Annotated in this window: 21 protein-coding genes and 1 other RNA gene; 12 read left to right on the forward strand and 10 right to left on the reverse strand. The window is 43.3% G+C overall.

Annotated features, from left to right (window positions below; all coding sequences use genetic code 11):
* Positions 1–11: 11 nt before the first annotated feature.
* The 4 genes from rny to ACFSTG_RS13070 form a co-directional block, all read right to left on the reverse strand.
* Positions 12–1,577, reverse strand: coding sequence for a ribonuclease Y (gene rny / locus ACFSTG_RS13055; protein ID WP_380753680.1), 1,566 nt, complete (start codon positions 1,575–1,577; stop codon positions 12–14).
* Between the two features lie 49 nt (positions 1,578–1,626).
* Positions 1,627–1,734: non-coding RNA, 6S RNA (gene ssrS, locus ACFSTG_RS13060), on the reverse strand.
* Positions 1,735–1,794: 60 nt separating this feature from the next.
* The gene (locus ACFSTG_RS13065) at positions 1,795–2,085 is read right to left on the reverse strand and encodes a cell division protein ZapA (protein WP_380753684.1); all 291 of its coding nucleotides are present in this window, start codon (positions 2,083–2,085) and stop codon (positions 1,795–1,797) included.
* A gap of 8 nt (positions 2,086–2,093) precedes the next feature.
* Positions 2,094–2,384, reverse strand: a complete 291-nt coding sequence (locus ACFSTG_RS13070) for a hypothetical protein (protein WP_380753686.1) — start codon at positions 2,382–2,384, stop codon at positions 2,094–2,096.
* 184 nt (positions 2,385–2,568) lie between these two features.
* Here ACFSTG_RS13070 and ACFSTG_RS13075 point away from each other — a divergent pair, with 184 nt between their 5' ends.
* Positions 2,569–4,257 carry a M23 family metallopeptidase gene (locus ACFSTG_RS13075; RefSeq protein WP_380753689.1) on the forward strand — a complete coding sequence of 563 codons (1,689 nt, stop codon included), beginning with the start codon at positions 2,569–2,571 and terminating at the stop codon, positions 4,255–4,257.
* 5 nt (positions 4,258–4,262) lie between these two features.
* Positions 4,263–6,731, forward strand: coding sequence for a TonB-dependent receptor (locus ACFSTG_RS13080; protein ID WP_380753692.1), 2,469 nt, complete (start codon positions 4,263–4,265; stop codon positions 6,729–6,731).
* 56 nt (positions 6,732–6,787) lie between these two features.
* Here ACFSTG_RS13080 and ACFSTG_RS13085 read toward each other — a convergent pair whose 3' ends face one another.
* Positions 6,788–7,936: a cysteine desulfurase family protein gene (locus tag ACFSTG_RS13085; RefSeq protein ID WP_380753695.1), complete on the reverse strand. Its 1,149-nt coding sequence runs from the start codon at positions 7,934–7,936 to the stop codon at positions 6,788–6,790.
* 90 nt (positions 7,937–8,026) lie between these two features.
* Between ACFSTG_RS13085 and ACFSTG_RS13090 the strand changes: the two genes are divergently transcribed.
* Entirely contained in the window at positions 8,027–8,977 is a 951-nt protein-coding gene (locus tag ACFSTG_RS13090; protein WP_380753698.1) for a hypothetical protein, read from the forward strand.
* Here ACFSTG_RS13090 and ACFSTG_RS13095 read toward each other — a convergent pair.
* Together ACFSTG_RS13095 and ACFSTG_RS13100 are read right to left on the reverse strand one after the other, a co-directional pair.
* Positions 8,971–9,519, reverse strand: coding sequence for a Smr/MutS family protein (locus ACFSTG_RS13095; protein WP_380753701.1), 549 nt, complete (start codon positions 9,517–9,519; stop codon positions 8,971–8,973). The two genes, ACFSTG_RS13090 and ACFSTG_RS13095, sit on opposite strands and share 7 nt — an antisense overlap.
* The gene (locus tag ACFSTG_RS13100) at positions 9,520–9,735 is read right to left on the reverse strand and encodes a hypothetical protein (protein ID WP_380753703.1); all 216 of its coding nucleotides are present in this window, start codon (positions 9,733–9,735) and stop codon (positions 9,520–9,522) included. It abuts the gene before it with no gap.
* 84 nt (positions 9,736–9,819) lie between these two features.
* Here ACFSTG_RS13100 and ACFSTG_RS13105 point away from each other — a divergent pair, with 84 nt between their 5' ends.
* The 3 genes from ACFSTG_RS13105 to ACFSTG_RS13115 are packed head-to-tail and all read left to right on the forward strand — an operon-like array spanning position 9,820 to position 12,297.
* A complete protein-coding gene (locus ACFSTG_RS13105) occupies positions 9,820–11,670 on the forward strand; it encodes a T9SS type A sorting domain-containing protein (protein ID WP_380753706.1) in 1,851 nt (616 codons plus the stop codon).
* 2 nt (positions 11,671–11,672) lie between these two features.
* A complete protein-coding gene (locus ACFSTG_RS13110) occupies positions 11,673–11,957 on the forward strand; it encodes a DUF2752 domain-containing protein (protein ID WP_380753709.1) in 285 nt (94 codons plus the stop codon).
* Between the two features lie 16 nt (positions 11,958–11,973).
* Entirely contained in the window at positions 11,974–12,297 is a 324-nt protein-coding gene (locus ACFSTG_RS13115; protein WP_380753712.1) for a CCC motif membrane protein, read from the forward strand.
* 61 nt (positions 12,298–12,358) lie between these two features.
* Here the strand turns inward: ACFSTG_RS13115 and rocD are convergent, their stop codons facing one another.
* Positions 12,359–13,603, reverse strand: coding sequence for an ornithine--oxo-acid transaminase (gene rocD / locus ACFSTG_RS13120; protein WP_380753715.1), 1,245 nt, complete (start codon positions 13,601–13,603; stop codon positions 12,359–12,361).
* A 176-nt stretch (positions 13,604–13,779) separates the two neighbouring features.
* On the opposite strand from rocD, the gene rlmD reads away from it, so the two are divergent.
* Genes rlmD through ACFSTG_RS13135 form a run of 3 tightly spaced genes read left to right on the forward strand, consistent with a single transcriptional unit; the run spans position 13,780 to position 16,344 of the window.
* A complete protein-coding gene (rlmD, locus tag ACFSTG_RS13125) occupies positions 13,780–15,189 on the forward strand; it encodes a 23S rRNA (uracil(1939)-C(5))-methyltransferase RlmD (RefSeq protein ID WP_380753772.1) in 1,410 nt (469 codons plus the stop codon).
* Positions 15,189–15,677: a DUF6452 family protein gene (locus ACFSTG_RS13130; RefSeq protein WP_380753718.1), complete on the forward strand. Its 489-nt coding sequence runs from the start codon at positions 15,189–15,191 to the stop codon at positions 15,675–15,677. Before rlmD ends, ACFSTG_RS13130 begins: the two co-directional genes overlap by 1 nt.
* Positions 15,643–16,344, forward strand: coding sequence for a DUF6048 family protein (locus tag ACFSTG_RS13135; RefSeq protein ID WP_380753721.1), 702 nt, complete (start codon positions 15,643–15,645; stop codon positions 16,342–16,344). Before ACFSTG_RS13130 ends, ACFSTG_RS13135 begins: the two co-directional genes overlap by 35 nt.
* A gap of 1 nt (position 16,345) precedes the next feature.
* Here ACFSTG_RS13135 and ACFSTG_RS13140 read toward each other — a convergent pair whose 3' ends face one another.
* The gene (locus ACFSTG_RS13140) at positions 16,346–17,506 is read right to left on the reverse strand and encodes a THUMP domain-containing class I SAM-dependent RNA methyltransferase (protein ID WP_380753725.1); all 1,161 of its coding nucleotides are present in this window, start codon (positions 17,504–17,506) and stop codon (positions 16,346–16,348) included.
* 45 nt (positions 17,507–17,551) lie between these two features.
* Here ACFSTG_RS13140 and ACFSTG_RS13145 point away from each other — a divergent pair, with 45 nt between their 5' ends.
* From ACFSTG_RS13145 to ACFSTG_RS13155, 3 genes are read left to right on the forward strand one after another with little or no spacing between them, the layout of a single operon-like run.
* Positions 17,552–18,283: a class I SAM-dependent methyltransferase gene (locus tag ACFSTG_RS13145; protein ID WP_380753729.1), complete on the forward strand. Its 732-nt coding sequence runs from the start codon at positions 17,552–17,554 to the stop codon at positions 18,281–18,283.
* A complete protein-coding gene (locus tag ACFSTG_RS13150; protein WP_380753734.1) occupies positions 18,283–18,948 on the forward strand; it encodes a ZIP family metal transporter in 666 nt (221 codons plus the stop codon). Before ACFSTG_RS13145 ends, ACFSTG_RS13150 begins: the two co-directional genes overlap by 1 nt.
* Before the next feature lies 1 nt (position 18,949).
* A complete protein-coding gene (locus tag ACFSTG_RS13155; RefSeq protein WP_380753739.1) occupies positions 18,950–19,378 on the forward strand; it encodes a DUF4268 domain-containing protein in 429 nt (142 codons plus the stop codon).
* 59 nt (positions 19,379–19,437) lie between these two features.
* On the opposite strand, the gene ACFSTG_RS13160 is transcribed toward ACFSTG_RS13155, so the two are convergent.
* A complete protein-coding gene (locus tag ACFSTG_RS13160) occupies positions 19,438–20,394 on the reverse strand; it encodes a DUF4382 domain-containing protein (RefSeq protein ID WP_380753743.1) in 957 nt (318 codons plus the stop codon).
* Positions 20,395–21,257: the final 863 nt, after the last annotated feature.

Genomic DNA, 21,257 nt, shown 5'->3' on the forward strand with positions numbered 1-21,257 from the left:
TCTGTTCCTTTTTATTTGGCGATATTCACAGCCCTGGTTTCCCTTATCACCGTCACTTTCACTTGTCCCGGGTATGTCATATCTGTCTGGATCTTTTGAGAGATCTCAAAAGAAAGATTTGCTGCCTTTTCATCGGTTACCTTTTCGCTTTCCACGATCACCCTCAATTCTCTACCCGCCTGGATAGCATAGGCTTTCTTCACTCCTCCAAATCCAAAGGCGATGTCTTCAAGGTCTTTTAACCTCTGTATGTAAGAATCCAGCACCTGTCGTCTTGCTCCCGGTCTTGCCCCGCTAATAGCATCACAAACCTGAACAATAGGTGACAATAAGCTATTCATTTCGATCTCATCGTGGTGAGCACCAATGGCATTACACACATCAGGTTTTTCACCGTATTTCTCAGCCCACTGCATTCCGAGGATAGCGTGTGGTACTTCAGTTTCAGAATCCGGCACTTTTCCTATATCGTGCAGAAGACCGGCACGTTTGGCCAGTTTTGGGTTCAGTCCAAGTTCCGCAGCCATTACCCCACAAAGTTTTGCAACCTCACGGGAATGCTGGAGCAGGTTTTGACCGTAGGATGAACGATATTTCATTCTACCTATTATACGAATCAGTTCCGGGTGTAGCCCGTGAATTCCAAGATCGATCACCGTTCTTTTACCCACTTCAATGATCTCCTCCTCTATTTGTTTGGTGGTTTTCTTTACCACTTCTTCAATTCGGGCAGGATGGATCCTTCCGTCTGTAACCAGCTTATGTAGTGAAAGACGTGCTACTTCCCTTCTTACCGAGTCAAAACAAGACAGGATAATAGCTTCAGGGGTATCATCTACTATGATCTCCACACCCGTGGCCGCTTCAATGGCGCGAATGTTACGACCTTCCCTACCAATAATACGTCCTTTCACATCATCACTTTCAAGGTTGAAGACCGAGACACAGTTATCAATTGCCTCCTCAGTTCCTATTCGTTGAATGGTATTGATGATGATCTTCTTAGCTTCCTGTTGAGCGGTAAGCTTGGCTTCTTCAATGGTATCCTGTATCAGGGCCATGGCATCTGCCTTGGCAGTATCTTTTAGTGATTCTACCAGTTGAGCCTTGGCCTCATCGGCAGACAGACCTGAGATCACCTCAAGTTGCTGTACTTTGCTGTTGTGTAGTTTATCAACCTCTTCCTGTTTTCTTTCAAGCACCTCATTCCGGCGTTCATAATCGGCTACCTTTTCTTCCAGCTCCTTGTTCAGGTTCTTGTTCTTCGAAAGTTCGCTGGAAACCTGGGATTCCTTGTCTCTGATCCTTTTTTCGGCATCTGCGATCTTCTTGTCACGAGTAAGAATTACTTTTTCGTGTTCAGATTTTAATTCAATAAATTTTTCCTTAGCCTGGAGGATCTTATCCTTTTTAATGCTTTCTGCCTCCTGCTTGGCTTCTTTCAGAATTCCTGCAGCCGATCTTTTGGCGCGTTGAATTACTTTAGAGGCATTTTTTCTTTCCAGGATCTTAGCGATCCCAAAACCAGTGGCCAGTCCAACGACCACTGCTAAAATTATCCATATTGTTGTTTCCATTTGATAGTTTTATGTATAAAAAAAGCCTGTATTAGTAGTGGTTTTGTATAAACTCTTTAAAATCACGTTTAGGGCTAACAAGCTGATCAAGAATCCGCTCAAAGGCGGCGCGCTTTTACAACTTAAACTCACCCTTTTTAAAGAATTGGTGTTGAGTTTATCAAAAAAAAATAACTAATACAGGCAGTAACCTTTATTTCTTAAAATCAAAGAACAATTAAACCAAATGCTGCTCAAGCAGATCATTCAGAGCTTTCAATTTATCTTCAGCCAAAAGCATTTCGCTGTTGTTTTCAATTGTTTTCTGCTCGGTCTGGGAGGCAAATTGTAAGGCACACATAGCCAGTACATCTTGCTTATCCCTAACGGCATAACTCTTTTCAAATTGCTTGATCATAGCCTCTATTTTTTTCGCAGCCTTTCTTAAACCTTCCTCCTGTTGAGGAGCAATGGTTAACGGGTAAACCCTGTCTGCAATAGAGATCTTTATTTTAAGCTGATTTGACATTTCTTGTTCTATTCAGAAAGATGAACAATACATTGATCGATCTCCCTTATCAAGCCGTTTATTTTTAGCTTGGTTTCCTTTTTAAATTCATTACTGCCAAGCAACGCATTGGCGGCTTTAAGAGTTTGAACACGGTTTTCAGAAGCTTCAAGGTTTTCCTGCAGTTCCTGTTTTTCAGTCTTCAACGTTGTTAAATCCTCTTGTAAGATTTGTTGCTTTTGCTCTAGCTTTTTATAATTCTCAAGCAATTTTCCAATCCTACTCTCTAGATTATCAACTATTTCTGTTAAATCACTCATTAAAGCTGTACCTGCTGCTTACCTTTACAAAGTTAACATACCTCCCGAAATATCCCAATATTTTAGAGTCTATTTTCCCCGCAAACATTAAAATAAATTTAACACCCTCAGAAATAAGGGTTTAATTTTTGTTGCAGGTTTTATTATATTTAACCGCTATAAAAAAGTAAAATTATATCCAGCTATGAAATTGATCCTTGCCGCACTATTCCTGGTTATTTCCACCACCTCGTTCGCGCAGTACAACCTTCCTGAAGATTATTTTGATGATCCTTTAAAGATACCACTTGCACTTGCCGGGACTTTTGGAGAATTACGTTCAAATCATTTTCACAGCGGTCTCGACATTAAGACCCAACAGCGGGAAGGCCTTGCCGTACATGCTTCTGCGGAAGGATTTGTAAGTCGTATCAATGTCTCCAACTATGGCTACGGAAAAGCACTTTACATTCAGCATCCTAACGGATTCACTACCGTATACGCCCATCTTCAGAATTTTTCGCCAAAAATTGAACAGTATATCAAAGAACGCCAGTATAAGAAAGAAGATTACGAAATAGAGGTCTTTCCTTCCGCAGATGAATTACTTATTGAACGGGGAGAACTGGTGGCGAGCAGCGGGAACACGGGAGGCAGCGGCGGTCCCCATCTGCACTTTGAGATAAGGGATGGTTTGCAACGACCTATGAATCCTATGATGTTCGGGATCCAACTTGAAGATAGTAAGGCGCCTCTGGTAACGGCAATATATGCGTATCCCATAGGAGAAGAGGCTCATGTCAACGGTACTCCCAACCGTCAAAAACTACAGCTCGTTCCGCAGGGAGACGGATCCTTCAAAACTCCTCCCATTGAAGCCTGCGGGAATATTGGGTTCGGGATCACTGCGGTAGATCAACTTGATGCTGCCCCAAATCATAACGGGGTCTTCAGAATTGAAACCACTGCAAACGGTGAGAAACTTTTCCAGGCGAATTTCGAAAAATTCTCCTTTGATGAAACCCGTCACCTCAATCAACTTATAGATTACGGCCATTATACCCAAAACAACAGCAGGATCCAGAAGTTGTTTGTAGAACCTTCAAATCCTCTCAGCATCTACAGTAATGTCTTTAATGAAGGTTACCTGAATGTGCAGGACAGCCTTTCCTACAACTACACCATTAAAGTTTCAGATTATGCCGGCAATGAACGCGTAGTCAGGATCCCCGTGGAAGGTAAAATGAACGGCAAATTCATACCCCGGGAAGAAAGGATTACCGACCATTTTGTACAGGCAAAGGAAGCGGCACATTTTGAAGAAAATGGTATCGATATTTACATTCCCCGCAACAGCCTCTATCAGGATACTCACCTTGATATACTTTTTGAAGATGAACTGGTAAAACTGCATGAAGATGTGATCCCCATTCACAGCAATATTACTATTGGTTTTGATGTGAGTAAATACAAACCCGAAGACCGGGAACAGCTTTTTATAGCACGGCTTAACAAATGGGGGAAACCTAACTATTCTACTACTTATAAGGAAAATGACAGGTTCACTACCAAAACCCGAACTTTCGGGACCTACACCCTGGCAATAGACAATAAGGCTCCACAGGTGGTGCCGGTCAATTTCAGAGACGGCCAGTGGATCTCGAACAACAGGGATCTCCGGGTAAAGATTTCAGATGATCTCTCAGGGATCAAAAGCTACAGGGCTACCGTAAACGGAAAATTCATCCTCATGGAGTATGAATACAAACAAAATCTCCTCACCCACAACTTTGCAGACGGCGTGGTGACAGAGACTGAGAATCACCTCAAACTTGAAGTTATTGATAATGTAGGAAATACCACTATATTTGAGAGCACCTTTTTCAGAAAATAGTCTGCTTGAAAGCTTCTCAAATTTTCATCTTTCTCTGTCTTCTTTACGGGAACAGTCTGTTTTCCCAGACGGCGGTTATTACAGGAGTGGTCCTGGATGAAAACGAGCAGCCAATACCTTCAGCAAACATCCTCATTGATAACGGCATAGGTACTCAGACTTCGCAAGACGGGTATTATGAACTTAAGGTACCTGCAGGGGTAACCGTTTCTGTAACCTTCTCCCATATCTCTTTCAGCAAAATTAAATTTGACCTCCTGTTACAGCCTGGGGAAACTTTAGAGTTCAATCCTGTAATGATGCTTAAGGTGGAGCAGATAAGTGAAGTACCTGTTACCGGAGCCCGCCAGGAAGTACAAGGCATCACAGTTCTCGATCCCGAAACCATACGCAACATTCCCGGAGCAAATGCAGGAGTGGAAAACCTGCTTAAATCGCTTCCGGGAGTGTATTCGAATAATGAACTAAGTACCCAGTACGCGGTAAGGGGAGGAAACTACGACGAGAACCTTGTTTATGTCAATGGGGTCGAGATCTACAGACCTTTCCTTATTAGGTCAGGTCAACAGGAAGGATTAAGTTTTGTGAACCCGGCCCTGGTTCGAAAAGTGCATTTTTCAGCAGGTGGTTTCCAGGCGCGGTACGGTGATAAACTTTCGTCAGTGCTTGATATTACCTACAGGCGACCGGTAGAGTTCCGGGCTTCTTTAGATGCCGGACTTTTAGGAAGCAGTATCTCTGCGGAAGGTATTTCGAAAAATGGGAAATTCATGGCCCTTGGAGGGGTACGATATCGTGACAATAGTCTTTTTGTAGAGGCAAAGCAAACCGAAACCAATTTTCATCCGGTCTTTGCCGATGCCCAGGCAAATCTAATCTACATGGCATCCCCCGGGCTGGAAGTAAGTTTTCTGGGAAACCTTTCTCTGAATAATTATAATTATGAACCTCTTACAAGGCAAACCAAATTCGGGACCCTGCAGGATCCAAAAGCCCTAATGATCTATTACCGGGGGCAGGAAAAAGATACTTACCGCACCTGGTTTGGTGCCCTGAACACTTCCTATCTCGTAAATGAGAATTATACTGCCGGCTTTATTGCCTCAGCCTACAACACGCGGGAACAGGAATATTTTGACATAGTTGCCCAATACAGAATGGTCGAAGTCAACGCCGATATTGGAGGGGGAAACTTCGGTAAAGTTGATTTTACCGAAGGAGTTGGCGGGCAACTTACCCATGCCCGGAACAAGCTCGACGCTTTGATCATTAATTTTGAACATAAGGGCAACCTGAAGTTTGGGGAGTCCGGGGGACACCAGATAGATTACGGACTTAAATACTCCCATGAAGACATCAGGGACCGCATTCAGGAATATGAGATAGTAGACTCAGCAGGATTTTCCGTAAGGCCTCCCCTGCCCCATTTTGTCAATAATCAGCCTTACGAGCCATTTACTGCACCGCTGGAACCTTATAACAGTATTCGGGCTTTCAACGAAACCACAATCCACCGGGTACAGGGTTTTTTACAATGGAGTAAGAGAAGTCACTGGAGGCAGCATGAAATTTGGTTCAATACGGGTATAAGATCCCATTCCTGGCAGGTGGAAGCTGAAGATCATTCCTCCTCCACCAAAACCGTAATAAGCCCCCGGGCCCAATTCGCCATCAAACCCGACTGGGAAAAAGATATGTTGTTCAGGCTTTCCGGAGGTGTGTACTACCAGCCCCCATTCTATCGTGAGCTACGCAGCTTTACAGGAGAACTTAATGCAGAGGTTGATGCGCAGCGAGCGCTTCACCTGGTCCTTGGTCAGGACTATAGTTTCAGGTGGATGGCAAGACCCTTCAAACTAAGTACAGAAATATATTATAAAGATCTCAGTGATGTTAATCCTTACACGCTTGAAAATGTAAGGATAAGGTATGCTGCAAAAAATAATGCTACCGCTTATGCCTATGGAATGGACCTTAGACTTAACGGGGAATTCGTTGCGGGTACTGAGAGCTGGCTAAGCTTTGGTTACCTGAAAAGTGAAGAAAACATTGAGAACAAAGGCTATATCGCGCGCCCGACAGACCAGCGGTTGAAATTTGCCATAATGTTCCAGGATCAGGTCCCAAAGGTTCCCGATCTTAAAATGTTCCTGAATCTTGTGTACAATACCGGACTTCCCGGAGGTTCTCCCTCCTATTCAGATCCTTATTTGTACCAGTCCCGCCTGCCCGATTATAAAAGGGCCGATCTTGGTATCTCCTACGCACTCCAGAATAAAAATACAATGAATCCACACACCTGGCTTAGAGGCCTGGAAGAAATAAGTATTGGGCTTGAGATCTTCAACATCTTTGATACTCAAAATTCCATCACTAATTCTTTTGTACGTGACGTGTATTCAAAAGTACAGTACGCTGTCCCTAATTATTTGACACCGCGGGTGTTCAATGTGAAGCTGGGTATAAAAATTTAAGCCTGTTCAATCTGTAAGCTCTGGTTTAAGAACCATAGCTATTGCCGGATTAAATATTATTTTTCAATAAAATCCTTCAGCACCCCTACCACATATTCAACTTCTTCTGTGGTATTGTATCTGGAAAAAGAGAATCTGAGGGATGGTTTTTTAAGGTCTTCTTCAGAAAGGAACGCATTCAATACATGCGAACCTTGATTACTTCCGCTTTGACAGGCACTTCCTTTAGAACAGGCAATACCATGCAGGTCCAGTTGAAATAATAACATCAGGGATTTTTCCGGAGAAACAGGCAGACAAACATTGATAAGCGTGTAGGTGCTGTTCTCAAAATCATCACACTCCCCGTTGAATTTCACATTCGGGATCTCCTTTTTGAGTAATTCTATAAAATAACGTTTCAGGGAACTAATATATTCCCGTTCCTCGTCAAGGTGTTCATAAGCCAGTTTAAGCGCTTCTTCCAGGCCAACAATATTGTGAACAGACTCTGTCCCGGCCCTGAAACCCCGCTCCTGTTCCCCTCCAAAGATCAGGGGCTGTAACCCGCTGTTCTTTCTAATATAGGCAAAACCCACTCCTTTAGGACCATGGAATTTATGCGCGCTTACAGCAGTAAAATCAACCGGGATCTGGGACAGATCAAGCTCATAGTGGCCTATTGACTGTACGGTATCTGAATGAAAAAGGGCATTATGGGCCCTGCTCATGTTTCCTGCCTTTTCAATATCCAGAAGATTTCCAACTTCATTGTTTACATGCATAAGACTTACCATGGTCTTTTCATTTGACGAAGACAATAGTTCCTCAAGATGTCCAAGGTCTACTCTTCCGCAGTCATCAAGATTGACATAATCGATCTTTGCCCCGTAAACCTGGTGAAGTTTGTTCAGGGTATAAAGAACGGCATGATGTTCAATTTTGGAGGTAATGATCCTTTTCACCCCAAGATCACGTACAGCACTGTTCAGGATAAGATTATCAGCCTCGGTTCCCCCCGAGGTAAATATGATCTCTGAAGCCGCCACATTAAGAATGCCTGCAACAGTTTTACGGGCCTGTTCAATTAGGGTTTTGGCAGATCGGCCAAAGGCATGTGTAGAAGACGGGTTCCCGTACACATTTTTCATGACCTCTGCCATTCTGTTCACCACTTCCTCCCTCATTTGAGTGGTCGCGGCATTATCTAAGTAGACTTGTTTCATGGTCTACAAAAATAAAGGTTTTAAAATAATTTTAATGAAGTCTCTGTGTAAATTATATATTACTTTTAATTTTGCTGAAAACCCGGAAAAATGAAAAATGTTTATTGGTTCCTTTTTGCAGTGCTGCTGCTTATATCTTGTGATGACGGGGATTTAATTGTTACCGATTTTGATTTTGAGAATCAACAGCTTCAATGGTGTGGCAATGATGATTCTCAGGTTCTCTACAATATTAATAATGACCAGGTGCATGAGGCCATAGCTTTTAGATTCACCTATAACACTGTTGAACCCGGTTTTCTTGCTACGGAAGAAGGTCAAATAAGGATCCCTCTCAATGCTGAAAATCAAGTGATCTACAGGGTATTTGACGGCCAGGTGGAAAATGATTATTTCTGCAATTCCATTCCTCCGGTGTCCCCTCAGGTGACCGAAGAATACCGAAGTACCAGCGGCGGCGAAGTGATCATCACATCAACCCTGAAAAACGCGACAGATCACGACGGGGATGGTGTTCTTTCTGAAGCCGAAGGAATGGCTTCTGAACGTGATACAGATGAAGACGGAATTCCCGATTACCTGGACATTGATGATGACGGGGATAATATTCTCACCCGTACCGAGAATGATGTTGAGGCAGCCAATACGGTTAACGGCCTGCCCGATTCTGATAATGATGGCACACCAGATTATCTCGATGCAGATGATGATGGTGACGGCACAATAACCCGCTATGAAGACTGGAACAGGAACAACAATCCTGCAGATGACCAGAACGATGAAGGATTAGCGCATTATTTGAATCCTGAGATCACAGATTCATTCCAGGTGGATACCTTCCGTGAAAATTTAATTTCAAGAGGTTTCAGGTACCTGGTGACCATTGAAAACCTTAGCCTTGTTAATCAGGGTGGTGATGGAGAACAGATACGGCTTGAAAACTACGAACTTGGTTTTATAGACTCTCCAGCCCAACAATATAATCCGGGTGAAGGATCGGAGGAAGAGGAAGAAGAAGAAGGATCCGTAGAGGATCAGTAATTCTGAAAGATATAAACCTCTGTAGCTCCCAGACCATATTTCTGATAATCTGCATCATAAAACTTGAGGTTCTCATAACGACCAAACAAGCTTTCGAGTTCAGCTTTTAAAATCCCCTCACCTACTCCGTGAATGAAAACCACTTTTTGGATACGTTTTTTCATGGCGAATTCAAGCTGTCTCTTTGCAGTATCCATCTGGATGGTTAACATGTCATAATTGCTGAGGCCTCCTGTTCTGGGAATGAGTTTATTAATATGCAGGTCTACTTCCATAGGAGGCTGGTTACGCTCCTTAGGCTTAATTCTTCGGGAAGTGGGTTTCCTGTAAGACTCTTTTTCTTTGATCACTTCAGAAATTTCCACGTCTTCATTTGAGAGAACATGAGGAAGCGGGGCATCGATCTTTACCAGGTCCTTATCATGAAAGCTCATCACAAAACCTTCAGTTGTTTCGATCTCTATCTGAGACCCATTGACTGATGTGACTATTCCTTCAAGGTCCTCGTCAAGTACCGCTATTTTATCACCCGGCTTCAGCATCTATTCCTGGAGATTTTCGTTCTCGTTTTCCTTTTTGTGATCATCCTTGGTGTACACCCAAAAATTAGTGGCCCGGTACAATCCAAACATAAGAAGTATTATCCCTGTCACCAGAAAATAGACATTTTCTTCACGGGTGGAAATTTCAAAAAGCAGCAGGCCACCTCCTACCAGGATCAACATTGTATTTATGAATTGAGAATTATTTTTTTTCATAATTATTTGTTTATCAGGTGGGTAGCATCGTAAAAGTATATTATCTTCAATAAAAGATCACAATTCGGAACAAATTTCGGTAAAATGAGAAGAATTATCCCTTTTTTGACCTGTTTATTTGCGGCGCAACTTTGCTTTTCACAACTGTTCGTGAGCCCGTCAGATAGTAACCGTGATCATTACCTTTTTATAAAAGGTACGGTACTTTTCGTTGAAAAGGAGGTACATCTCAATAAAAACATAATCCCCGGGAATGCTGCCAGTATTTACCTCAGGGGAAATGCCCAATTGGTCCAGGGCTCGCAACAGGTTCCAAATTCAGGTAACGGGCAACTTTCCCTTTATCAAACCGGAAGCAGCAATGCCTACGACTATAATTACTGGGCTTCCCCTGTTGGAAACAGTGCGGGAAAAAATGGCTTTTTCGGCTTAGAAATGTTTTATTCTCCTCAAACCATACTACATAGCATTCCAGCGGAGACCACTTCTGCTCTGAATGGAAAAGCAAATCCACTCTCTGTTTCAAATAGATGGATCTACACTTATACAGGAGAAGATTATTCCCATTGGCAATACGCAGGGGCCGGCACAAACATACCTGCCGGTCACGGTTTCAGCATGAAAGGTACAGAAGGAATAGATCCTACAGTGATTGAGGGCAGAGCAAACAATCCCGGAAATGCTCAGCGATACGATTTCCGCGGAAGGCCAAATTCGGGGGATATTGAGGTAGCTGTTCCACAGGGAAACTTCGTACTCACGGGAAATCCATATCCTTCTACCCTGGACCTAAGCCGTTTTCTTTTGGAAAATTCAGGAACAGGAAACATGGAAACTTCCTGCTACGGCACCATTGAACGCAATAATGCCACCACCGGGATCGCTTATTTCTGGGATTCGGCAGAGAATGGTTCTTCCCATTACCTGGCAGATTATATTGGCGGGTATGGTGCTTTTAGCCCAGTGGCGCCCTGTACCATGGGAATCTATGAAGTTCCCATTTTTATCTCTTACGGTGAGAAACAGGCTACTACAGGAATGAAGGGAAATCAGCAAAATTTAAGGTTTCTTCCCATTGCGCAGGGTTTTATGGTAGAGGGCGCGGGTGGTTCACCTGCTGTCTTTACTAACTCGCAACGGGTGTTCATTAATAGTGAAGAGCAATCTTCGATCAAAAAGGCGGTACCGGTGGCCGGGAAATCATCAACTTCAGAAAAAGTCAGCGTCATACCAAGGGTGAGGATACAGGCTAAGATCAATGATGAATATGTTCGTAGCCTTAGTCTCGCCTTCTGGCCTGAAGCCTCAGTTGGAGTAGATCCCGGAATGGATGCCCCGGTCTATGATCTGGCACCGGCCGATGTTGGATTCCTGTTTGGAGAAAGCAGCTATGTTATAGACGTGCGCCCCTTTAATGTCACTGAAAAGATTCCGCTATATCTCAACGCAGAGCATACAGAAACCGATTTTGAGATCTCGGCCGGGCAACCTGAAGATCTTCATCTTGAGAATATTTATATCCTGGATAGGCAGACCAATCAATATCATTCGATCAAAGGGGATATCTTCAAAATAAGCTTAGCACCCGGTAACCATTCAGGTCGTTTTAGTCTGGCCTTCATGACCGAATATGAAGCAGCGGCCCTTCCCACTATCCCCCAGTCTTTCGAAGATGATGCTGAAGATGTTGGCTTTTCGGTCCTTCAAAATAATTATCTGAAGGAGCTGGAGATCATCAGCAACTCTGCCCAGGGTGTAAGATCTGTAGAGCTATATGACCTGATGGGAAAAAGGATCTTTTTCAGAAGTAATTTTGAGAACAGGCGGTCCATAGGTATTTCAACCGCTCAGCTGGTAAGCGGGGTTTACATTGTGAAGGTAAGCTGCATGAATAACTCGAAAAATTCAAAAAAGATCATAGTTTTCAATCCCTAGTCATGGAAGAATTCCTGTTCCCTTGTCTCAATAAACAGCTGTTCGGGATCGACTGCCTGGGGTGCGGTGCTCAACGTGCTCTGGTTCTGGTCATACAAGGTCAATTCAAAGAAGCCTTGGTGATGTACCCCGCCATTTATTCCCTGCTCGTCTTGTTGCTGTTCCTTCTTCTAAATCTTTTTATAAAGTTCAGGCATGACTGGTATGTAAAGACCGGTTTGATCATTTTGAATGCCGTAATAATCATAGGCTCATATCTATTTAAAATGAGCGTCTTTTTCGACTAACCAAAAACCAACGATCATGGAAAAGCAAACTTTACCCAATTCAACCCTCATCCTCATTTTCGGAATACTTTCTATCCTCACGTGTTGCTGCTACGGGATACTGGGACTTCTGTTTGGAGTCATAGCCCTGATCCTGGCGGGAAAAGCGAAAAGAACCTATCTCGCAGACCCTGAACTCTATGATGGCTACGGAAATGTAAAGACAGGAAGAATTCTCGCTATTATTGGAGTGATCCTTTCTGCGATCTTCCTTATCATGGTGATCATTGCAGTCTCTATTCACGGTGTGGAAGGTCTTCTGGAGATATCTGAAGAAATGAGGAGAGAGTACGAGAATTAAAAAACTGCCTGAAAATTAAATTTTTCAGACAGTTTGATCATCTATTGTTTAAGCTATAAGTTTATTTTTCGAAATCTTCGAGAGTCTTTGTAATGATATTTACACAATCATTCAATTGTTCCTCGTTCATAACCAATGGTGGCGCAAACCGAATGATATTCCCATGAGTAGGTTTGGCGAGCAATCCGTTTTCTTTAAGTTTCATACAAATGTCCCATGCTGTTGAGCTGTCTTCAGCATCATTGATCACGATTGCATTCAGAAGACCTTTTCCGCGTACCAGGTTCACTATATTGGAATTCCTGATATAATCGTTCATTCCTTTCCGGAACAGGTTCCCCAATTCCTCGGCATTCTCGGCAAGATCTTCATCTTTGATTACCGTTAAGGCGGCCATAGCTACGGCACAGGCTACGGGATTACCCCCAAAGGTAGAACCATGTTGCCCCGGTTGGATCACATTCATCACTTCGTCATCTGCCAGCACAGCAGAAACAGGATAAACTCCCCCGGAAATGGCTTTTCCAAGGATCAATACATCAGGTTTCACATTCTCATGGTCTACAGCCAGTAACTTTCCGGTACGGGCGATCCCTGTCTGCACTTCATCTGCTATGAAAAGTACATTGTGTTGCTCACATAATTCTTTTGCCCTTGATAAGAAACCTTCCGTAGGAACATAAACTCCCGCCTCTCCCTGGATGGGTTCTACGAGGAATCCTGCGATATTATCGTTCTGTTTCAGGGCTTCTTCAAGAGCTTCGGTGTCATTGTAAGGTATTTTAATGAATCCGGGGGTATATGGGCCAAAATTCTTCCTTGCCCCTTCATCGTTGGAAAAGGAAATAATGGTAGTGGTCCTTCCGTGGAAATTATTCTCACAAACAATGATCTGGGCTTCGGTCTCCTTTACCCCTTTCTTTTCGTAAGCCCATTTTCTGGCTAGTTTGATGGCGGTTTCCACAGCTTCGGCGCCTGTATTCATGGGCAACAGCTTATCAAAACCAAAATATTCTGTGGCGAACTTCTCGTATTTTCCTAAAATATCATTGTGAAAAGCCCTTGACGTAAGGGTAAGTTTTGTAGCCTGCTCATACATTGCTCCAACGATCTTTGGATGGCAATGCCCTTGATTTACTGCGGAATAAGCCGAAAGAAAATCATAATATTTCTTCCCTTCAACATCCCACACGTACACTCCCTCACCTTTTTCAAGCACCACCGGCAGCGGGTGGTAATTGTGAGCTCCATATCTATCTTCCAACTGAATGGCTTCTTCTGAAGAAATTTTTTCTGAAATCGACATTTTTTAAATTTTTACATATTATTAAATCGAAATTCCTGCTTTTCGAAATTACCGGGAAACCCGGCAATTTGAGGAGAGAAATCATCCTGAATTCAGAAGTCGCAAATTACTAAATGTTTACCGATTTTTTCAATGCCCTACCCGTTAAATCTGAGGTTTTATCCTATTTTTGCGCTATGGCAAGAAAGAACAAGAACAAAGAATTCAAAGACCTGGAAGTCATTGACGCAGGTGCAAAAGGTAAAAGCATAGCCAAGGCACCAGATGGAAAAGTGATCTTCATAGGAAATGCGGTACCGGGAGATGTGATCGATGTACAGACCACCAGGAAGAAAAAAGCGTACTACGAGGGTACAGCCACCAAGATCCATAAATATTCAGAAAAGCGGGTGGAGCCACCCTGTATTCATTTTGGCGTTTGTGGGGGCTGTAAATGGCAGTTCATGGGTTATGAGCACCAGCTTTATTACAAACAAAAGGAAGTGGTGAACAACCTTACCCGCCTGGGAAAAATTGAACTTCCCGAAGTAAGCCCCATCCTGGGGAGTAAAGCCATTTATTTTTACCGCAATAAAATGGAATTCTCATTTAGCGACAGCCGCTGGCTTACGCAGGAAGAAATTCAAAGCGGCAGGGATATCGAAGACAGGGATGCCCTTGGGTTCCATATTCCGGGAATGTGGGACAAGATCCTTGACATCCAGGAATGTCACCTTCAACAGGCCCCTAGTAACGGGATAAGGAACAGTATAAAGGAATTCGCTGTAAAGAACAATATCCCCTTCTTCAATACACGGGAACAAAAAGGCATGCTAAGAACCCTTATGATCAGGACTTCTTCTACAGGGGAGATCATGGTACTACTACAGTTCTTTAGGGAAGATCAAGAAAAGAGAGAATTACTGCTTGATTTTGTGGCAGATGAATTCCCCGAGATCACTTCTCTTCAATATGTGATCAATCCTAAAGGAAATGATACCATCTATGACCAGGAGGTGATTTGCTATAAAGGCAGGGATCACATATTTGAAGAAATGGAAGGTTTGAAGTTTAAGATCAATGCAAAATCCTTCTATCAAACCAATTCTGATCAGGCTTACGAACTATATAAGATCACCCGCGATTTTGCCGGACTTACCGGAAATGAACTTGTCTATGATCTGTATACTGGCACCGGAACGATCGCCCAGTTCGTTGCGGCAAAGGCTAAAAAAGTAATAGGTGTAGAAGCTGTTCCCGAAGCAATTGAAGATGCCAGGGTGAATGCGAAAAACAACAATATTGAAAACACCGAATTCTATGTGGGAGATATGAAAAAAGTGTTCACCAATGATTTTATCCTGATGCACGGCCACCCCGATGTGATCATTACAGATCCTCCCCGTGACGGAATGCACAAGGATGTTGTTGCTCAAATTATTGGTATCTTGCCGCAACGAATCGTCTATGTGAGCTGTAACTCTGCTACCCAGGCTCGTGACCTCGCCCTGCTCGATGAGCATTACAAGGTCACCAGGACACAGGCAGTTGATATGTTTCCGCAGACCTTTCATGTAGAAAACGTAGTTTGTTTAGAAAGAAGATAATGATCAGACTCAGCAGAATAGTTGCAGCTACAGCCTTTTTCTTCGCGATATCAGGTTGTCAAAAAGATGATATCTGTCCCGAAGGAACCGAGACGACTCCTTTACTTGTTATTGATTTCACCGATGTACAGGATCCTTCCAGGTTAAAGGCTGTGGAAGGGCTGGTGGTGAGGGCTACCGGTATTGAGGAGGATTATCTTGGGCCAACCAATACCAACAGCATCAGTATTCCACTGAGAACCGATCAAAATTTCACCGAATACAGTTTTGTTCTTAATGGCGGAACAGATTCAGAAAATGAGGATATTGTTACTTTCTCCTACAATCCTGCTCCAGATTATTTGAACAGGGCCTGCGGATATAAGATCGATTTTCTGAATATTGAGGTCAATGTCCATTCTGATGAGGACACCTGGATCACCTCGGGTATTATTTTACAAGAAAATGTAGAAAATGAAACAGAAGCACATATTTCCTTTACTCATTAGTTTTGCACTTTTCCTTCCTTCTGTTTTGATGGCACAGTCAAACGTAGAAGCAGACACCCTGGAATACCGGGAAAAGTACGGTCTGCGTTTGGGAGTCGACCTCAGTAAACCATTGAGGACCCTGCTTGACGATGATTACCAGGGATTTGAACTAAAGGGGGATTACCGGCTTTACAAAGATTACTACCTGGCCGGGGAATTAGGTAATGAGAAGAACCTTATTTCTGAAACGAATGTTACTGCGGAAGCAAAAGGAAGTTATATCAAGCTGGGGGTTAACTATAATGCCTATGACAACTGGGCAGGAATGGAAAACCTGATCTTTGCCGGATTACGCTTTGGTTTCGCTTCATTTTCTTCGGAATTGCAGGAATACTCGATCTACACCACCAACTCCTACTTTCCTCCCGATATTCGTAATGAAGCCCAGGAATTTTCCAATCTTACCGCGAGTTGGATAGAATTACAGCTGGGGATCAAGGTTGAAGTCCTCAATAATGTCTTTTTGGGAACCCATGTACAGCTGAAAAGGAGGATCACACAAACTACCCCACAAAATTTTGACAACCTTTATATCCCGGGTTTTAACCGCACCTTTGACGACAGTTCTTTCGGTGCAGGAGTAGGATATTCAATATCCTACCTTATTCCGTTCTACAAAAAGTGATCTAATTATCCTGTTTTTTAGCCTTTTTACTCCCCGGATAGATCTCGTACTTCAAAAGTCTGGATTCAAGGGAGCCATTAAACAATTTGATCTTTCGGGAAGGTCTCAATCCTACATGCTTGATCGCTTCAAGATTGGAAGTGATGAACCAGGCATCGGTATCAGGATAATTCTGTTTTAAGGTATCCCCAATGGCTTTATAGAATTCGGGCATGTCAATGGTCAGTCGTTCCCCGTACGGCGGATTAAAGACCATGTGCAGGTGTCGTTCGGTCTGCTTTTCGGTTTTAAAGAAATCTTCGTGCTCTACGGTTATAAACTCAGACAAATTAGCATTTTCAATGTTGTCTTTCGCCTTATGTACTGCAGAGGGAGCCTTATCATATCCTTTGATGGTAAAATGGAATTCCCTGACTTTCTTAAGGACAGATTCCTCTATCTTTTCAAAAAGATCTTCATCCCAATCCTTCCATCTTTCAAACCCAAATTCCTTTTTATTCAGGTTAGGCGGAATATTGCAAGCGATCATGGCCGCTTCAATCAAGATGGTTCCACTTCCGCACATAGGGTCCATAAAATCACATTGCCCGTCCCAACCAGAGTGTAGCAACATTCCTGCTGCGAGTACTTCATTAATAGGTGCGATATTGGTTGCAGCTTTATAACCGCGTTTGTGCAAAGACTGCCCCGAACTATCCAGAGAAACTGTACAGAACTCCTTTTCAATATGGATGTTTATACGCAGGGTAGGAAAATCCAGGTCGATATCAGGGCGCTGGCCCGATTGTTCCCTGAACCGGTCTACTATTGCATCTTTTGATTTCAGGGCGATATACTTGGAATGGGTAAACCTTTCGGAATGTACAGTGGCATCAATCGCCAGCGACTCGGTAGGATCAAGATATTTCTCCCATGCTATTTTCTTTATCTCGTTGTACAGGTCATCTTCAGAAAAAACTTTAAAGGAATGGATAGGTTTTAAGACCTTGATGGCCGTACGCAACGACAGGTTAGCTTTGTACATAAAGCCTTTGTCACCAATAAAAGAAACAGATCTCACTCCCTCCTTTACATCAATAGCTCCCAGGTTTCTTAGCTCCTTTGCAAGTAAGGGTTCAAAGCCAAAAAGGGTTTTGGCCACCATTTGAAAATTATTTTCCATTTGTTATTTTCTGTGAGAGGCAAAAATACATTAATTTTGCAGGATATGGAATTAGCTGAAAAATACTGGTTTTCTTCTTGGTTTGACACTCCTTACTACCACATACTATACAAAGACCGCAATGATGATGAAGCCCGGGATTTCATGAAGAACCTGGTTTCCTTTTTAGAACTTCCGCAGGGAGCAAGTATATTGGACCTTGCCTGTGGCAGGGGAAGGCACTCTGTGTTTCTGAATAGTTTGGGGTTTGATGTAACCGGGGTCGACCTTTCTGAGAATAGTATCGCTTATGCGAAGCAGTTTGAGAACGAAACCCTACAATTCGACGAGCATTGCATGTGCAAACCTGTTGATGAAAAATTCGATGCTGTTTTCAATCTTTTTACCAGCCTGGGTTATTTTGACCAGGAAAAGGATAACCTGGAGTCAATACAAGCTATCCGGGAGGAGATCAAAGAGGGAGGTTATGGAGTGATCGATTTCATGAATGTAACCAAAGTGATGGAAAACCTGGTACCCGCCGAAGTGAAGACCGTAAAAGGCATTGACTTCGATATTAAGCGCCGTGTGCAGGACGGGTATATCCTGAAGGATATCAAATTTGAAGATGATGGAGAGTCCTATGAATACACGGAAAAAGTCAGGGCCCTGGACCTGGATAAGTTCAGGGAATATTTTAAAAAGGCAGGCATAAACCTGAAGCATACCTTCGGAAATTATAACCTTGATCCGTTTGATGAAAAAACATCAGACAGGCTAATCCTTGTGTTCAACTAATGATCTACTTCCTGCCGATGCTTGCTGTTGTTGCAGGCTTTATTATTTCCCTTTTCATCAAACCATCTTCCTCATCGAGGTTTCAGTTGTTATTATCATTCAGCGGGGCCTTCCTTTTGTCTATCACAGTTTTTGAATTATTGCCTGAAGTTTATGAATCGGGGAAAAGTAATGTGGGACTGTTCATCATGTTGGGACTCCTGTTGCAGATCTTCCTCGAATTCCTCTCTAAAGGAGTTGAGCACGGACATATGCATCACGGAGAAACGGGCAGGTTTCCCTTATTGCTCCTAATAAGCCTTTCCCTGCATTCCCTGCTGGAAGGATTTCCATTAAACAGCAGTGATGACCTTCTTCACGGGGTAGTGATCCATAAGATCCCTGTGGCAGCAATATTATCTACCTTTCTTATCCACTCCAAAATAGGAAAGACGAAGACCATTTTATTCCTGATCATCTTTGGAGTAATGACCCCTCTGGGAAGCTGGCTTCACGAATCCTTCGCGGTATTGGATAAATATGCAATTTGGATCTATTCCCTGGTCATAGGAATCTTTTTGCACGTGTCTACCACAATTTTGTTTGAAGCTTCCAGGAACCACAGTTTTAACGCCTCAAAACTCGGGGTGATCATTCTGGGTATCCTGCTCGCCTATTTTATGTAGTATGTACAGTAAGGAAGAATCCAAAAAGCTACGGCAGGAATTCTGGACCAGCTTCGGAAAGAATTATCCCCGAAAGTGGCTTCTATACAACACCAGGATCAAGGATTTCTCTCTCAAATTCACTTTCACCCGAAAGATCGCAGAAGTTTCAATAGATCTGGACTCGGTAGATGAGATTATGAGGCAGTATTATTTCGAAAAACTGCAAAGTCTGCAAACCATTTTGAAAGAAGAGTTCTTACCTGATGCGGTTTTTGCTGAAGAGTATGAACTGGAGAACGGGAAGATCATTTCCCGGGTTTATGTTACCAGGCACGGAGTAAACATCCACAACAAAAAAGACTGGCCTGCTGTACAAGCCTGGTTCGCTGAAAAAATGGAAGCGTTGGAAAGATTCTTTTTGGAGTACAGGGATTTTATTGAGTCCTAAAAGAAAAAAGCGCTGCTCCAAATGGAGCAGCGCCTTAAAATAATCCAAAAAGGTTTTTTTTAGAGGTCAACTAAACCAGCAAGCAGGATCTCAATTGAGGTAGTGGAATCGGCTGTAACTGTTACCACTCCAAGATCAACCCCTGCAGCTGAAGTCACATTCACTTCTCCTTCAACTTCTAGTTGCCCATCAGCATCAACGTCTTCAAAAGAAACGAAGTGGAGTTCGTAATCTCCTTCTTCCACGAAGTGCAGAGAGAAATCTCCGTTAGCTTCATTCACTACTGAACTGGTGACAGCATTTGTGAAATTTACCCCATTTGCATCTTCCTGGGACTCTGAATTGTCGTAGCTCCCCTTCTCATAAGCAAAAACAATCACGGTCTCAGCTTCAGAAGTATTCATATTAGAAACAGTTCCGGTAATTGTACCGGTGTTAAGGTTATTGACTACTCTTATGCCATTAGCCAGTTGTGAATCATTAGCAAAGGTATATTCACCTTCTCCGTTCATACCAATGGTTTTTCTAAGATCAAAATCAATGATAAGTTCATTGTCATCAGACTCCAGCACCTCTGCCTTATCTGTCAGGGTGATTTCATTTGAAGCGGAAGTAAGAGCTTTCTTTTCCCCCTCTGCTGTAAGAACATATGAACCCGGAGTGTTTCCTGACTCATCTGCGTCATTATCTAATTCAAGAACTACGGTAGAGTTGGCGTCTGCTTCAAGGTCAAGGTTTCCCAAAAGTTCGGTAGAGCCATTGGTAAGACTACTTACTTCAACGGTAGTTTTTTGAAATCCTTCCAGGGAGGTACCGTTTACCTTAACACCTGCAATAGTGACAAAGACTCCGGAAATTTCGGCGTTATCTACAGGAGCATCGGTTATGTAAACAGCAGTATTGTATTTCCCGGTTTCCGGACCCAGGTCCTGATCATCATCATCAGATGAACAGGAGACCATGAGACTCACAAAAAACAAGAATAAAGTCGGTTTAAAAATTGATTTTAAGGTCATAACTAAATTTAATTTTTCCGCCTTGGCGGGTTAATATTATTTTTTCCATAATGTATGGAATGAGTAAAAACGAGGTTCAGGAGAAGGTATTGCGTATTTTGTCGATGTTTATGAACCTTTTAACGATCATTAAGAAGGTGTTAAGAGCAATTTCAACTTCTCATTACCGGGATGTATCCTGATAAGAGTTCCCCCTCCTACCCAAAGGGAAAAGAGGCCGGTTTGCCGGCAGGCAGGGGTGGCTGCTGGACGGGGTGGTTTGTCTTATCCAAAATATTTGTAGGTGTTCACGTCACGAATTGTAAATCCGCGCCGGCTTATCTAGACAGTTTCAGGAAAGAAGACCCTCCCCGATCGGCTGATTTCTGAAGACTGTTTCGGGAAAGAAGACCCTCCCCGTCCGCCGTATGGCGGACTTCCCCTCCCTTCCAGGGAGGGGAGCTGACAGTCGTTTCCAGATTTGAATTTAGGGTATGAAAGAAAGCCTGCCCGTACCGGTACGGACGGGCCCGCCCGAACGTACCCTTCGGTACGGGCGGGGCGGCGACCCCCGATAGCTATCGGGGCTCCCACAAGATAGCAGTACTCCCGAAGCATCGGGACGCTAACGGACTTAACTTCTCTGTTCGGAATGGGAAGACCTGCCCGTTCGGTACAGGCGGGCCTGCCCGAACGGTACAGGCGGGCCCGCCCGAACGTACCCTTCGGTACGGGCAGGCAGGGGTGTTGACAGTCGTTTCCAGATTTGAGTTTATGGCATAAAAAAACCCTTCATCAAATTCATGATGAAGGGTTTAAAAGAAAGCCTGCCTGCCGGTAGGCAGGGAGGCGACCCCCGATAGCTATCGGGGCTCCCACAAGAT

Origin of the sequence: Salinimicrobium flavum, assembly GCF_042684505.1 — a bacterium.
GTDB classification, from domain to species: Bacteria; Bacteroidota; Bacteroidia; order Flavobacteriales; family Flavobacteriaceae; genus Salinimicrobium; species Salinimicrobium flavum.

Excerpts from the sequence above, each read along its gene's own strand:
- rny (WP_380753680.1), bottom strand. The coding sequence starts at position 1,577 with ATGGAAACAACAATATGGATAATTTTAGCAGTGGTCGTTGGACTGGCC.
- ACFSTG_RS13065 (WP_380753684.1), bottom strand. The coding sequence starts at position 2,085 with ATGTCAAATCAGCTTAAAATAAAGATCTCTATTGCAGACAGGGTTTAC.
- ACFSTG_RS13070 (WP_380753686.1), bottom strand. The coding sequence starts at position 2,384 with ATGAGTGATTTAACAGAAATAGTTGATAATCTAGAGAGTAGGATTGGA.
- ACFSTG_RS13075 (WP_380753689.1), top strand. The coding sequence starts at position 2,569 with ATGAAATTGATCCTTGCCGCACTATTCCTGGTTATTTCCACCACCTCG.
- ACFSTG_RS13085 (WP_380753695.1), bottom strand. The coding sequence starts at position 7,936 with ATGAAACAAGTCTACTTAGATAATGCCGCGACCACTCAAATGAGGGAG.
- ACFSTG_RS13090 (WP_380753698.1), top strand. The coding sequence starts at position 8,027 with ATGAAAAATGTTTATTGGTTCCTTTTTGCAGTGCTGCTGCTTATATCT.
- ACFSTG_RS13095 (WP_380753701.1), bottom strand. The coding sequence starts at position 9,519 with ATGCTGAAGCCGGGTGATAAAATAGCGGTACTTGACGAGGACCTTGAA.
- ACFSTG_RS13100 (WP_380753703.1), bottom strand. The coding sequence starts at position 9,735 with ATGAAAAAAAATAATTCTCAATTCATAAATACAATGTTGATCCTGGTA.
- ACFSTG_RS13105 (WP_380753706.1), top strand. The coding sequence starts at position 9,820 with ATGAGAAGAATTATCCCTTTTTTGACCTGTTTATTTGCGGCGCAACTT.
- ACFSTG_RS13110 (WP_380753709.1), top strand. The coding sequence starts at position 11,673 with ATGGAAGAATTCCTGTTCCCTTGTCTCAATAAACAGCTGTTCGGGATC.
- ACFSTG_RS13115 (WP_380753712.1), top strand. The coding sequence starts at position 11,974 with ATGGAAAAGCAAACTTTACCCAATTCAACCCTCATCCTCATTTTCGGA.
- rocD (WP_380753715.1), bottom strand. The coding sequence starts at position 13,603 with ATGTCGATTTCAGAAAAAATTTCTTCAGAAGAAGCCATTCAGTTGGAA.
- rlmD (WP_380753772.1), top strand. The coding sequence starts at position 13,780 with ATGGCAAGAAAGAACAAGAACAAAGAATTCAAAGACCTGGAAGTCATT.
- ACFSTG_RS13130 (WP_380753718.1), top strand. The coding sequence starts at position 15,189 with ATGATCAGACTCAGCAGAATAGTTGCAGCTACAGCCTTTTTCTTCGCG.
- ACFSTG_RS13135 (WP_380753721.1), top strand. The coding sequence starts at position 15,643 with ATGAAACAGAAGCACATATTTCCTTTACTCATTAGTTTTGCACTTTTC.
- ACFSTG_RS13140 (WP_380753725.1), bottom strand. The coding sequence starts at position 17,506 with ATGGAAAATAATTTTCAAATGGTGGCCAAAACCCTTTTTGGCTTTGAA.
- ACFSTG_RS13145 (WP_380753729.1), top strand. The coding sequence starts at position 17,552 with ATGGAATTAGCTGAAAAATACTGGTTTTCTTCTTGGTTTGACACTCCT.
- ACFSTG_RS13150 (WP_380753734.1), top strand. The coding sequence starts at position 18,283 with ATGATCTACTTCCTGCCGATGCTTGCTGTTGTTGCAGGCTTTATTATT.
- ACFSTG_RS13155 (WP_380753739.1), top strand. The coding sequence starts at position 18,950 with ATGTACAGTAAGGAAGAATCCAAAAAGCTACGGCAGGAATTCTGGACC.
- ACFSTG_RS13160 (WP_380753743.1), bottom strand. The coding sequence starts at position 20,394 with ATGACCTTAAAATCAATTTTTAAACCGACTTTATTCTTGTTTTTTGTG.